Source organism: Streptomyces sp. MMCC 100 (genome assembly GCF_041538145.2).
In the GTDB taxonomy this organism is placed as follows: Bacteria; Actinomycetota; Actinomycetes; order Streptomycetales; family Streptomycetaceae; genus Streptomyces.
Map to the genome: position 1 here is coordinate 1 of NZ_JBGORK020000015.1, position 12878 is coordinate 12878.

General features: G+C 67.9%; 7 protein-coding genes and 5 pseudogenes. 4 read left to right on the top strand and 8 right to left on the bottom strand.

The annotated features are described in order from the left end of the window. Positions 1-188: 188 nt before the first annotated feature. The 3 genes from ABS735_RS38570 to ABS735_RS38580 all read right to left on the bottom strand — a co-directional run bounded on the left by ABS735_RS38570 (position 189) and on the right by ABS735_RS38580 (position 3113). A complete protein-coding gene (locus tag ABS735_RS38570; protein ID WP_373906606.1) occupies positions 189-1247 on the bottom strand; it encodes an alpha/beta hydrolase in 1059 nt (352 codons plus the stop codon). 28 nt (positions 1248-1275) lie between these two features. Further along, a complete protein-coding gene (locus tag ABS735_RS38575; RefSeq protein ID WP_373906607.1) occupies positions 1276-2127 on the bottom strand; it encodes an SDR family NAD(P)-dependent oxidoreductase in 852 nt (283 codons plus the stop codon). Positions 2128-2198: 71 nt separating this feature from the next. Beyond that, the gene (locus ABS735_RS38580; RefSeq protein WP_373906608.1) at positions 2199-3113 is read right to left on the bottom strand and encodes an alpha/beta hydrolase; all 915 of its coding nucleotides are present in this window, start codon (positions 3111-3113) and stop codon (positions 2199-2201) included. Between the two features lie 71 nt (positions 3114-3184). Between ABS735_RS38580 and ABS735_RS38585 the strand changes: the two genes are divergently transcribed. Then, positions 3185-3850, top strand: coding sequence for a TetR/AcrR family transcriptional regulator (locus ABS735_RS38585; protein ID WP_373906609.1), 666 nt, complete (start codon positions 3185-3187; stop codon positions 3848-3850). A gap of 15 nt (positions 3851-3865) precedes the next feature. Here the strand turns inward: ABS735_RS38585 and ABS735_RS38590 are convergent. Beyond that, positions 3866-4695, bottom strand: a pseudogene (locus ABS735_RS38590) (IS5 family transposase). Positions 4696-4841: 146 nt separating this feature from the next. Between ABS735_RS38590 and ABS735_RS38595 the strand changes: the two are divergent. Continuing rightward, positions 4842-5153 (top strand): annotated as a pseudogene (locus tag ABS735_RS38595) (Mom family adenine methylcarbamoylation protein); the annotation flags it as partial. Between the two features lie 456 nt (positions 5154-5609). Here ABS735_RS38595 and fumC read toward each other — a convergent pair. Further along, the gene (gene fumC / locus ABS735_RS38600; RefSeq protein ID WP_373906610.1) at positions 5610-7082 is read right to left on the bottom strand and encodes a class II fumarate hydratase; all 1473 of its coding nucleotides are present in this window, start codon (positions 7080-7082) and stop codon (positions 5610-5612) included. Beyond that, positions 7079-8749 (bottom strand): NAD-dependent malic enzyme, encoded by a 1671-nt coding sequence (locus tag ABS735_RS38605; RefSeq protein WP_373906611.1) that lies wholly within the window; start codon positions 8747-8749, stop codon positions 7079-7081. Before ABS735_RS38605 ends, fumC begins: the two co-directional genes overlap by 4 nt. Positions 8750-9264: 515 nt before the next feature. Here ABS735_RS38605 and ABS735_RS38610 point away from each other — a divergent pair. Beyond that, positions 9265-9405: pseudogene (locus ABS735_RS38610) on the top strand (transposase); the annotation flags it as partial. 33 nt (positions 9406-9438) lie between these two features. On the opposite strand, the pseudogene ABS735_RS38615 reads toward ABS735_RS38610, so the two are convergent. Continuing rightward, positions 9439-10680: pseudogene (locus tag ABS735_RS38615) on the bottom strand (IS3 family transposase). A gap of 251 nt (positions 10681-10931) precedes the next feature. Here ABS735_RS38615 and ABS735_RS38620 point away from each other — a divergent pair. Next, positions 10932-11339 (top strand): transposase, encoded by a 408-nt coding sequence (locus tag ABS735_RS38620; RefSeq protein ID WP_373906612.1) that lies wholly within the window; start codon positions 10932-10934, stop codon positions 11337-11339. A gap of 15 nt (positions 11340-11354) precedes the next feature. Here ABS735_RS38620 and ABS735_RS38625 read toward each other — a convergent pair. After that, a pseudogene (locus ABS735_RS38625) lies at positions 11355-12148 on the bottom strand (IS5 family transposase). Positions 12149-12878: the final 730 nt, after the last annotated feature.

Here is a 12878-nt window from a genome sequence, read left to right on the forward strand (position 1 = left end):
CCGGTCAGTTGCAGGCCCTCGGCCTGGGCCCGGCCCACCAGGTCATCGATCAGCTGGTCGTCAACGGCCTTGGGCGGCGAAGCCGCTGCCGCCTCGCCGGCCTCGTGCTCGGCCACGTTCTCACTGGCCATCGATGCATCCTCCATGATCGGGAGTTACACCGAACGATTTACAGCCCCGCCAGCCTCTCAGTCGGGTAGCCGGGGCACGTTGCCGTGACTCCGGCCACCCGAATAGGGATCGTTTTGGGTTCGGTCCTCAATGCTGAGTCCTCGCACGATTGCGCCGGACAGGCACTGGCGGAAGGTGCGCATCGGTGGCGCTTTGTGCTTGAGGTAGTCGGCCGCGTGGTACATGCCCGGCTCGATGAGTAGTTCGGCCTGTGTCCCTGCGGCGGTGAGGCGCTGTGCGTAGTCAAGGCTTTCCTCGTAGAAGAGGTCGAGGTCGCCTACGCCGATCCATGCGGGTGGGAGTCCGGTGAGGTTGGTGCGTCGTCCGGGTGCGGCATAGGGGGGCAGGTCCCGGAGCGCGTGGTCGGGTCCAAGGTACGAGGCCCATGCGAAGGCGTTGGAGCGTCGGGTCCACACCAGGTGTCCGCGGTGGGAAGGCGGCCGGGTCGTGGTCCGGTCGTCGAGCATCGGATAGAGGAGCAGTTGGAACGCGACCGGCATGCCTTCGTCTACGGCCCGTTGGACGATTCCGGCGGCGAGTCCGCCGCCGGCGCTGCCGCCGCCGACGGCGATCCGGTCGGGGTCGATGCCGAGCTGGTCGGCGGAGCGGTGCAGCCAGTGCAGTGCGGCGTAGCAGTCGTTGTGCGCGGCCGGGAAGGGGTGCTCGGGTGCGAGTCGGTATCGGGCGCTGACTACGAGGACGTCATTGTCGCGGGCGAGGCGGCTGCACAGGGCGTGGTCGTACTCGGGGGTGCCGGAGATGGTTCCGCCGCCGTGGATCCACAGCAGTGCGCCGCCGCCGGGTTTCTTGGGGCGGTACAGGTAGACGTCCTGGCCGTGCTCGATGTCGTGCTGTGTCACCGTGACGCCGTCGGCGATCGGGGGGACGTATCGCTGGCCGATGGTGCGGGTGAGCCACAGCGTCACCGGGTCGCAGGTGGTGATCGGGAACCACAGGGCGGGGCTGCGGAGCTCTGGGGCGACGGCTTTGATCGTTCGCGCCCGACGCGAACCGATCACGGCCGCCGCTCCTGCTGCGATCAGGCCCATCCTGCGGAGCGTGCTGTGCTGTGTCATGCCCGTTCCTTGGGGTGAGTGCCGGGGGTCAGCGCCGTGAGATCCAGCCGGCTTCGGAAGCCTGGGCGATGGCGTCGGGGATGGTGTTGCCGGGGAACCCGATCCGGTCGACCAGCGGACGCACAAGGCCCGGGATGCGGGCGGCGATCGCATTCATCCGGGTGGGGACGATGAGAGCCGAGCGCCGCTCGATTCCCGCGACGATGGAGTTGACGACCGTCCGGAGGGGGATCATCTTCCACAGCCCGCTCTTGTTTCCTTGCCAGAGCGTGTTGCCGGCGGGGTCGGAGTGGACGTCGTCCATCATCGGTGTCTTGAAGAAGGTGGGGTGGACGCTGCCCACCCTGACGCCGTAGTGCCGCACTTCGAGGCGGGTGGCGTCGCACAGTGCCCAGACGCCGGCCTTGCTGGCGACGTAGGGGCCGTTGAGCGGCGAGTGCACGAAGGCGGCCATCGAGGAGACCGCGAGCATGTAGCCCTTGGTCTCCTTCACGTGCGGCAGCGCGGCGCGGAAGGTGCGCCAGACGCCGTTGAGGTTGATGTCGATGATCCGTTCCCAGGCAGCGGGGTCGATGCGCTCCAGCGGGGCCATGGACCCCACGCCGGCGCCGGCGATCGTCACGTCGATGCGGCCGAAGTGCTCGGCAGCCGCATCGGCGGCACTCTGGACGCTAGCGAGGTCACGGACATCGACGGCCCAGCCCCGAGCGATCGTTGTGGGCCCGAGGTCGGCTGCCTGTCGTTGGGCCAGGTCACCGTCGAGGTCGAGCAGCGCGAGGTTGGCGCCCCGGTCGTGCAGCGCGCGAGCAAGCGCAGTCCCGAGCCCACCGGTGGAGCCGGTGAGCAAAACGGTGCGTCCGGCGAGGTCGTAGCGAGGCATGAGGGTTCTCCTGGGCGTGAGGGAACTGCGGATGGCGGCCTGGGTCCTGAGAGGTCGGCCGGTGGCGGTGTTCAGGCGACTGTCACGTGGCGGGCGAGGAAGTCGAGCTGGTCGGTGACGTTGCGTTCGAACCAGTCGCCGACGTACATGTCGAAGTGGCCCGCGTCGTAAAGCTTGAGCTCCGCCCGCGGTGCCTGCGTGGCATGTTTCTGTGTCGCCTTGGCGGGCGCGACGGTGTCGCGTTCGCAGATCGCGAAGAAGATCGGGCACGCGACGTCCTTGGCTCGGCGGCCCGGGAAGTCGCGGGGGATCTGCAAGGCGATCCGGGCGGCGACGTCCTTGGGGTACGACGCGTTCTCGGGCATCAGGGCAGCAACGCCGGCGACCGCGTCCGGGGCCGTCATCAGCGCGGCCGATCCCGGCGCGCCGGCGGTCGGGACCATCACCGGTGCGCGCCCGAGGCGGGCGCCCACGAGATCGCGGATCGCCAGTGCGGTGACCTTGACCGAGGTGGCGGGTGACATCGCGAACCCGGAGGCCAGGCCGTCGGTGAAAGGGCACTGGCAGATCGCGGCAGCGATCCGGGGGTCCTGCGCGGCGGTGACGATCGCATGCCCGCCGCCGAAGGACGTCCCCCAGACCACGACGCGATCGGGGTCCACGCCGGGCAAGGTGCGGGCGTACGCGACGGCGGCGCGCCAGTCCTCGCGCTGGCTCTTGATGTCGAGCAGCTGGCGGGGCGAGCCGCTGCTGGCGCCGAAGTAGCGGTAGTCGAAGACCAGGCATGCGTACCCCGCGGCCGCGAAACGCTCGGCGAACGCGTCCAGGCGCTCCTCCTTCACCCCGCCCAGGCCGTGCGCCATCACGACGACCGGGTGCTTCTCGGCAGGCCGGCCGCGTCCGTCCCCGGCCACTGCGGCCGGTGTGTACAACCATGCCGCGCAGCACTCACCCCGGCACGGGAAGGTCACGTCGGTTCGTTCCATGCCCCCACGCTAATGGAAGCACTTCCAATTATGGAAGAGGTTCCATTATTGGGTATGGATACACTGCCGTCATGTCCGACCCTCACGAGACGACCGAGCTGACACCGGCGCCCACTGCGCCGTCCGCGAAGCCGACGCGCACTCAGCGCCGCGCCGCCGCCACCCGCGAATCGGTCGTCAACGCCGCCCGCGAGATCGTCGCCACCGAGGGCCCCACGGCGCTGACCCTGGAAACCGTCGCAGAGCGCGCCGACGTCGCGATCCAGACCATCTACAACCGCGTCGGCGGACGCTCCGCACTCCTGACGGCGGTCGCCGAGCAGGCAATGGAGGAGAACCGCGCCTACATGGACGCCGCCTACTGCGCCGGGGGGACTGCGGAACAACGGCTGCTCGGTGCCGCCGCCGCCTACGCCCGATTCGCGCACGAACGCCCGCACGAGTTCCGGATCCTCGTCGAACCGGCCGACGAGCCGGAGGCGGTGGCGCGGATCGCCGAGCTGACCCGCGAGCAGAACGCCAAGCTCGCCTGCGTGATCCGCGACGCGATCTCCGCCCGCACTGCCCGTCCCGACCTTGATCCCGACGACCTCGCCACGGTGTTCTGGGCCACCCTGAACGGCCTGCTCGCTCTCTCCTGGCGCCCCGGAGCGCTACGCGTGGACGGGAAGAACCTCGAACGGCTCCTCACCACCTACACCGCGACCGTCGCCGACGGCCTGCGCAGTCGGCCCTAGGTCGTGTCCGCAAAGTCAGGGCAGCCAGATGCGTAGGCAGGCGATGGTGACCAGGGCTTCGTAGTGGCGGGCGCGTTTGTCGTAGCGGGTGGCCAGGGCTTTGTTGTGCTTGAGCTTGTTGAAGCAGCGCTCGACGACGTTGCGGCGTCGGTAGGCGGCCCGGTCGAGCCGGCAGATGCTCTCTCCCCGGCGGATGCGGCCGTTGATCTGGTCGATCCGCTCGGGGATGGCCGCCTTGATGCCGCGTCTGCGCAGGTAGGAGCGGATCTTCGTGGACGAGTAGCCCTTGTCGGCGACGACCCGCTCGGGCCGGGTCCTGGGCCGGCCGGGCCCGCACCGCTCGATGCGGATGCGGGCCAGGACCTGTTCGAACTGGGTGCAGTCGTTGACGTTTCCGGCGGTGATCGTGAAGGCGAGCGGCCGGCCCTGCCCGTCGCAGGCAAGGTGGATCTTTGTCGTCAGCCCGCCGCGGGACCGGCCGATCGCCTCGCCCGGCCGGAGCCCCCTTTTCGGGCCCCGGCCGCGTGCTGGTGGGCTCGCACGGCCGTGGAGTCGACACACACGACGGTCCAGTCGACCCCACCGACGGCGTCACAGTGCTGCTGGACGTGGGCCAGGAGCCGGTCCCAGGTCCCGTCGGCCGACCAGCGGCGGAAGCGCTCGTAGACCGTCTTCCACGGCCCGTACCGCTCGGGAAGATCCCGCCAGGCCGCACCCGTGGACAGCTTCCACAGGATCCCGTTGACCACCTGACGGCGATCGCGCACCGGACGGCCCATCCGCGGCGGAGCCAGGAACGGCTCGATCACCGCCCACGACTCATCGGCCAGCTCATGACGACGCACCACGAACAACCCAACGAGCCCACCACTTTGCGGACACGACCTAGGCCCCTGCTCCAATCAAGCGATGCATCGACTCATTGGTCTTGCGATGTCTACCTGCGGCGATGGCCAGCCCTGATGCATAGAAGGCCCCCTTCACCGAGTCCGTGGAGTGTTCCCGCTCCGTCCTGCTGGACGAGTGTCCCGGCAACGCCGAGAGCTGGTTCCTCGCCCGCTGCTTCGAGCTTCTGCTCACCGAGGGAGTGCGCGGCGTCGTCTCGTTCGCCGACCCGGTCCCGCGGCGTACCGCCTCCGGGCGTCTGGTCATGCCCGGCCACGTCGGGACGATCTATGCGGCGACGAACGCCCTGTACACCGGCCGTGCGACCGCCCGCACGGTGAAGCTCCTGCCGGACGGCACCGTCTTCCACGACCGGACGGCGCAGAAGACCCGCCGCCAGGAGCAAAGCTACGAGTACGCCACGGCTCAGCTCATCGCGCTCGGTGCACCGCGGCCCCGGCCCGGATGCAACCGGGCGCTTGGGTCGAACTGCCCGTTCACTCCGGACAGTTGCACGGTGGCCCGCCAGTTGAGCAGGGAGCAGACACCGGCAGACGGTGCACCCGAAGGAGCAGAACCCGCGCACTCAGCCGCGGAAATCCCCTACACCACACAGCGGGACGCCATCTCCCGACCGGGCGTCTCCTGCACGCCTTGCACAAGAACGGGTACCGCGGAGCCCTGCGTCCTGGAGGTTTTTCCCAAGGGGTGCACGATTCTCTTTACGACACCGACCTGGAGGAGCTCCTGCGCGTCAACCGCGCGGCGTTGCAGCGGGTGTGGCGCGCTGACCACTGAAGATCCTGCCGGGTGGATGGCCGCCCATCTGTCACCGCAACCGCACCGTCGGCTTCCTGGCCGTGCCCGGCGCTCCTCAATGGTCCCGCTGAGCCGGGCGAACCATGGCGGCCGGGTCCACGACGCGGTCGAATTCCTCGGAGCTGATGGAGCCCGAGTCCAGAGCCGCCTGGCGCAGGGTGGAGCCCTCCTCGCCGGCTTTGTGCGCGATGGCCGAGGCCTTGTCGTAGCCGATGACCGGCGAGAGGGCGGTGACGAGCATGAGGGACCGTTCGACGTAGGAGTCGATCTGTTCTCGGTGAAGTTCGGTGCCCTGGATGCAGTACTGGCGCAGGTGGCTGCAGGCGTCAGTGAGGATGGTGGCCGCGTGCAGGAAGTTGCTGATGACCAAGGGCCGCATGGCGTTGAGTTCGAAGTTTCCCTGGGAGCCGGCGAAGGCAGTAGCTGCATCCTGGGACAGCACTTGGAGGCAGACCATGACCATGGCCTCGCATTGGGTGGGGTTGACCTTGCCCGGCATGATCGAGGAGCCGGGCTCGTTTGCGGGCAGGACGAGTTCGCCCAGCCCGCAGCGCGGCCCCGAGGCCAGCCACCGGATGTCGTTGGCGATCTTCATCAGGGGCACGGCCAGGGCCCGGAGTCCGGCCGATGCACCGACCATGGCGTCCAGACCGCCCTGGGCGGCGAACTTGTTCTGTGTTGTGCGGAAAGGATGGCCGGTCGCCGAGGCGATCTCAGTGGCGACCTGTTCACCGAAGCCTGGCGGAGCGTTGAGGCCGGTACCCACCGCGGTGCCGCCCGCCGCAAGTTCGTACAGACCCTCGGCGGACGCGGCGACCCGCCCTTGGGCTTGGGCCAGCTGGTGAGCGTATCCGGACCATTCCTGCCCAACCGTGAGCGGGACCGCGTCCTCCAGGTGAGTGCGGCCGATCTTCACTACATCGCGCCACTGCTCCGCCTTGGCCTCGACGGCCTCCTGCAAGGCCTGGACACTGGGCAGCAGCTGCTCGTGGACCGCCTTGATCCCCGCGATGTGCATGGCGGTGGGGAACGTGTCGTTGGAGGACTGCCCCAGGTTGACGTGGTCGTTGGGATGGATCGGGGACTTGCTGCCCAGCTCGCCGCCCACCAGCTGGATGGCCCGGTTACTGATCACCTCATTGGTGTTCATGTTGGACTGCGTCCCGGAGCCTGTCTGCCACACGTACAGCGGAAAGTTGTCGTCGAGCACGCCCGCGATGACCTCGTCGGCGACCTTCGCGATCAGCTCGGCCTTCCAGGCCGGCAGTCGCCCGGCGCGCCCGTTGACGATCGCGGCTGCCTTCTTGACGTGGCCATAGGCGTGATAGACGGCCTTGGGCATCCGGTCGTCGCCGATCGAAAAGTGGATCAAAGACCGCTGCGTCTGCGCACCCCAGTACCGGTCCGCGGGAACGTCGACGGCGCCCATAGAGTCGGTCTCCCGCCGGGTGCCCCTGGCGTTGAGGCCGACAGGAACGTCGTGGATCTGGGGAGCCTTCTCGTCCCTGGCTGCCCCTTGCTCGGTCATGCCATCATCCCGTCGCCGTAGACGGGCACCCACATGGCCTGGCGGACCGCCTGGTCCAGGTCGGCCGGTGTGCGGGTGGCGACCCCGTCCCTGGCCGCGGCGCGGGCCACGGCGGCCGCGGTGACCGCCGAGGACTCACGCAGTCGCTCCACCGGAGGCAGCAGAGAAGCCCCCGGTGAGGAGACATCGACCTGGTCCGCCACCGCCCGGGCGGCCGCGAGCAGCATCCCGTCGGTCACCCTCGTCGCCCCCGAGACGATCGTGCCAAGGCCCAGTCCGGGGTAGAGGAGCGCATTGTTGGCCTGCGCGATCTGGTGGGTCACCCCGCCGTACTCGACCGGCGGGACGGGGATACCGACGGCGACCAGTGCCTTGCCCTTCGACCAGGTGATGATGTCTTGTGGCATGGCCTCGATGCGCGAGGTCGGGTTGGACAGCGGGAGAACGAGCGGGCGCTCGGTGCCCGCGGCCATGGCCTCGACGACTTCGCGGGTGAACGCATTGTTGACGGTGGAGGTCCCGAGCAGCATGGTCGGTTCGACCTGACGTACGGTCTCCAGCAGAGAGTGCCTCCCGCCCTCGTCCGTCCAATGGGCGACCTCCCCGGGGTCGCGCGCGTAGGGCTGCTGGAAGTCACGCAGGCCCGAGGTGTCCTGGGTGAGCAGGCCTGGCTTGTCGATCAGCCACACCTGCCTCGTGGCCTGTTCACGGCTGGCCCCGTCACGGACCATGGCGTCGCGGAGCTGGTCGGCGATGCCCACCCCGGCGGTGCCGGCGCCGAAGACCACGAGCTTCTGCTCGCGCATCGGCACCCCGCTGACCTTGACTGCCGACAAGGCTGCGGCCAGGGTGATCGCTCCGGTGCCCTGCATGTCGTCGTTGAAGATCCGGTAGCGCTCGCCGTAGGTCTCCAGGATCCGCCGCGCGTTGCTGGGACCGAAGTCCTCGAAGTGCAGCAGAGCATGCGGGAACATCTCCGAGACCGTCCGGAGGTACTTCTCGACGAACGCGTCGTAGTCGGCGCGGACCCGGGGATGCCGGTTGCCCAGGTACAACGGGTCCTTCAGCAGGGCTTCACGGTCGGTGCCCACATCCAGCGAGATCGGGACGACGCGGGCCGGGTCGACGCCCGCCGCCGCGGTGTACACCGCCAGCTTGCCGACCGAGATCTGGATACCACCCACTCCCCAGTCGCCAATGCCCAGGATCTCCTCGGCATCGGTGCACACAATCAGGTCCACGTCCCGGGGCCCAAGCTGAAGAGTGGCGAAAGACCGCTCGATGTCGTCCGGCCGGTCGATGGACAGGAAAACCCCGCGCTGGCGGCGGTATTCGTGCGAGTACCGCTCGATCGCCTGGCCCACCGTCGGGTCGTACACCACCGGCAACAGTTCCACCAAGTGGTCCGTGAGCAGCTTGTAGTAGAGGATCTCGTTGCGGTCGTGCAACTGCTCCAGGTACACGTTCTTCGCGAGGTCACTCTCCTGGGCCTGCAACTGCTGATAGGCACGCTGGGCCTGCTGCTCCAGTGTCAGCACCGCGGAAGGCAGCCGCCCGGTCAGGCCCAAGGCATCCCGCTCGGCGTGCGAGAACGCCACACCGCGGTTACGGAGCGGGTCCACGAGGGCGCTGGGGACAGCAGCAGTCCGCAGAGTGCGCTCGGCCATGACGTTCTCCCATGTACGCGCGACGACGGCATCGTCCGAGGAGCCGTTTGAGCCGTTCCAGAAAGACGCCCCGAGCCACCATCCACGTTAAGTGAGAGCGTCTCCGGCTGCCTGTCGGTTTGGACCGGACGTGGGCTCCAAGACCGCCCCGCATTCGCCGATGCCGGGACCTGGCTTCGCACGGCATCGCGGACGCCGGAAGGCGGCTCCGGCGGCCACCAGGGCATGGCGGCCGAGCGTTCTACGGCGCTTCACGCAGGTGAGGAGCCGGTCCGCCCTTCCGGCCGCGGACGATGAGCCCGTCCGGCGCCCTCATCACGCTCGGTCCCCGGTTGTGGGTGGTCATGCAGCTCTTGATCCGGTCACCGCAGTAGACGTAGCGGACGATCGGGCTGAAAGGACGTCATGCTCGTGCGGCTGGGCACCGGGAGCCGGACCGCAAGCCTCGTGCCGGTGACGGTCCACCAGGCCGAACACCGCGCTGCGGGGGGCGTGCCCAGCGGCGCGCGCGGCGTGGAGTCGCCTGGCGGTCCTTGCCGCCATGCTTGATATCGAAGTCGACGGCCCACCGCAGATTCCTGATCTGGTCGAGAGCCGGTGTCTGGGGCCGGCTGCACGAGGAGATCCTGCACCGCCTGGACGATGCCGACCTGCTCGGCCTGTGAACCGCTCCGGGATCAGTGGAGGCTCTATGGGTTGACTCCAGCCGCCGGTGGGGGCTGGATTTGAGCGTAGTGGTTGGCCTCGTGATCGTGGGGCGGGATGTCTCCGACCGCGGTGTGGAGGCGCTGGTTGTTGAATCAGTCGACCCGTTCCGCGGTGGCGAGTTCGACGTCGGTGAGACCGTGCCAGGGCTTGCGGTGTTTGATCAACTCTGTCTTGTAGAGGCCGATCTGGGATTCCATGAGCACGTTGTCCAAAGCGTCGCCGACGGTGCCGATCGATGCGTCGATGCCGGCCTCGAGAAGGTGCGCGGTGAACGCGAAAGACGTGTACTGACTGCGATGTCCGAATGATGAACCAGTCCCGGCCCAGCGGGAATTCCGGCGCGATCGCGGCGCCACAAGGCCATGTCGAGGGCGTCGAGGACGAGCTTGGCCCGCTTGCCGGCGGCACCGGACCAGCCCACGATCGCCCGGGAGAACACGTCCACGACGAACGCGACGTAGACGATCCCGGACCAGGTGGCGACGTAGGTGAAGTCAGCCACCCACCGCCGTGCGGACGTGACGCGATGAAGTCGCGCCCGAGCAGATCCCCAGCCCTCTCGTGGCCGTCGTCCCGGATGGTGGTGCGGATCTTCTTCCCGCGTCGGGCGCCCTCCAGACCGAGGTCGCGCATCAGCCGGGCGACGGTGCCCCAAGCCACCGGTATGCCTTCACGGTGCAGCTGCCGCCAGACCTTTCGGACCCCCTAGACACTGAAGTTGTCCGTGTGGACGCGGCTGATCTGCGTCTTCAGCTCCGCGTCGCGGACCGCCCCGTAGCTGGGCATGCGGCTTTTCGCCGCGTAGTAGGTGCTCGTCGCGACCTTCAGTCCGTGACTGGTCAGGACTCGGCAGATCGGCTCGACTCCGAAGACCTGGCGGTGTGCGTCGATGAAGGCTACGAGCGCTTCGACGGCCGGTCGAGCTCGGCCGCGAAGAAAGCCGAGGCCGCCTTGAGGATCTCGTTCGCCCGTCACAGTTCGGCGTTCTCCGCCTTCAGCCGCTTGATCTCCGCGGCCTCCTCGGACGTGACTCCGGGCCACTGGCCAGCATCCACTTCGACCTTGCGGACCCAGGTCCGCACCGTCTCAGCCGCACCGATCCCCAGCTTGGCCGCGACCACCTTCATCGCAGCCCACTCGGTCGGGTAGTTCGGGCGGATCTCCACAACCATGCGTACCGCACGCTCACGAAGCTCAGCAGGATAGGGGGACGGACGTGCCACGACTCGATCCTCTCAGGGAATCGAGCCTCCATCAGACCCGGAGCGGTTCACATCAGAGGCATGAGACCGAAAAGTACAGCAAGTAGCCCAACGAGCCCCCATAGGCACCCTGCCAGTCTCACGAGTGATGCACCGTCACGCCTACCCATTGTGGACGGCGAAGCGGTTCTGGCCAATCGCTCCCCCATTCCTCGGAAATTTACAGAAACACCAACTCCGAAGAGGAGGACCACTGTGCCGCCACCGGCAAGGTGATCGGCAAGCTGTCCGCGCAGCACCGGGCCGTGTACTTCCGCGACTTCCTCGACGAGATCGACCGCCAGACCGATCCCGGCCTCGCGATCCACGTGATCTGCGACAACCTCTCCGCCCACAAGGCGCCGGTGGTCCACAAGTGGCTACTGGCCCATCCCCGGTTCGAGCTGCACTTCACCCCGACCGTCCTGGATCAACCAGGTCGAGCGGTGGTTCGCCGAACTACAGCGGCGCTGCCTCGAACGCGGCGTGTTCTGCTCACTCGACGAGCTCGAGACCGCCCTCGAGGACTGGATCAAGATCCGGAACGAGCAGGCCGGCCCTTCAAGTGGACCAAGACCGCAGACCAGATCATCGATCGCATCTGCCGCTACTGCGACAGGATCTCAGGACCGGGACACTAGAAGCTGGCGCCAGGTTCACGATCCGGTCTTCATAAGTCGCCGCCAGCAGATCAGGCTGCTGCCCAACGAGAGGAAGGCATCGTGGAGTTCGAGGCGCCGTTCCCTTCGGACGGCGAGGCGTTTGAACTGGTGGAGCAGGGCGAAGGTCTGCTCGACGACGTAGCGGAGCTTGCCCAGACCCTTGATGTTCGGGGCACCCTTGCGGGAGATCACCGGCATGATCCGGCGTTTGTGCAGTTCACGACGGACGGCCCGGGAGTCGTACGCCTTGTCTCCGAGCATGGCGTCGGGGCGTCGGCGGGGATGGCCCGGACGCCCGGCCACCGGCGGAATGCCGTCGACCAGGGTGAGGGTCTGGGTGATGTCGTTGACGTTCGCCGCGGTGGTGATGGTCTTGAGCGGGGGTGCCGTTTCCGTCGCAGCTCAGGTGGTGTTTGCTGCCCGTCTTGCGCCGGTCGACCGGCGACGGGCCGGCCGCGGCTCTCCCCCTTTTTCGCGCGGACGTGGGAGCCGTCGACACACGCGCGGGACCAGTCGAGCTCGCCGGCCGCGTTCAGCTTTGCGAGCAGGATGCGGTGCAACTGATCGAAGATTCCCGACTGTTGCCAGCGGTCCAGGCGTCGACAGCAGGTCTGTCCGGAGCCGAACCCCAGCTCCAGGGGCAGGAGTTGCCAGGCGATGTCCTGGTGCAGGACGTACAGGATGCCCTGCAGGCACAACCGGTCGTCCACCGGCTTCGGCCCTGGAGACCGCTCGGGCCAGGGCGGCAGCAACGGTTCGATCACTGCCCACAAGTCGTCGTCCACGATCCACGGCCGAGTCGTCTCAGCCCCCGAACGATCAGATCGTCACAACAGACACGCCCGACCAGGACACTTCAGCAAGATCCTGTTACGAGCTCATAGTGCGCGGAGACCTCCTTGTCCCAGCCCCAGCCCCAGCCCCGGAGCTGGTCGAGCGAGTCTGCGTTACTGGTCAGTCCAGTGACGTCGGCTGAGAGTCCCGCTCCAACCCCGGAGATCGCCGGAGACCCACTCACGCCGAGATCCCAGCCCCATCGGCGTTCAGACCGACCATAACGCAGCCCCCCAGACTTCCCATGAGGCCCGCTCCTCCTGAAAGGCTGACGCAAACACCCCAAGTGTTGGGCTCGGTTCCCACGCCGATGGGTCGTGCCCCTTGGTGTGGCGTAAGCGATCACTCGTCAGTGGCGGGCAGCAGGAGTTCTTGTCCGGATAGAGGCTGCCCATGCTCTCCTCTCGTTGGAGAGGCAGTGGCGGGGGAAGGCGATCCATTCGTCATGCATCTCGAACTTTGATTCGATTGCCATCGCACCCGTGCATGAGAACCCACCAGCTCGGCGACACGGCCGCTCCCGCCGGGAGCAACGACGACGCCGCATGACATGGACCGTGGCGTCGGCCGTGGTCCTGATCGGCGGCGCCACCTACGCGATCGTCGGGAGCGACTCCGGCGAGTCGTCCGCGTCCGCCGGTGCGAAGGCTCCGTCCCCACCGGCCGTCTCCGCCCGGGCAAAGG

Bases quoted from the DNA above. Each gene is read 5' to 3' on its own strand.
- ABS735_RS38570 (WP_373906606.1), bottom strand. From the start codon at position 1,247: ATGACACAGCACAGCACGCTCCGCAGGATGGGCCTGATCGCAGCAGGA.
- ABS735_RS38575 (WP_373906607.1), bottom strand. From the start codon at position 2,127: ATGCCTCGCTACGACCTCGCCGGACGCACCGTTTTGCTCACCGGCTCC.
- ABS735_RS38580 (WP_373906608.1), bottom strand. From the start codon at position 3,113: ATGGAACGAACCGACGTGACCTTCCCGTGCCGGGGTGAGTGCTGCGCG.
- ABS735_RS38585 (WP_373906609.1), top strand. From the start codon at position 3,185: ATGTCCGACCCTCACGAGACGACCGAGCTGACACCGGCGCCCACTGCG.
- fumC (WP_373906610.1), bottom strand. From the start codon at position 7,082: ATGACCGAGCAAGGGGCAGCCAGGGACGAGAAGGCTCCCCAGATCCAC.
- ABS735_RS38605 (WP_373906611.1), bottom strand. From the start codon at position 8,749: ATGGCCGAGCGCACTCTGCGGACTGCTGCTGTCCCCAGCGCCCTCGTG.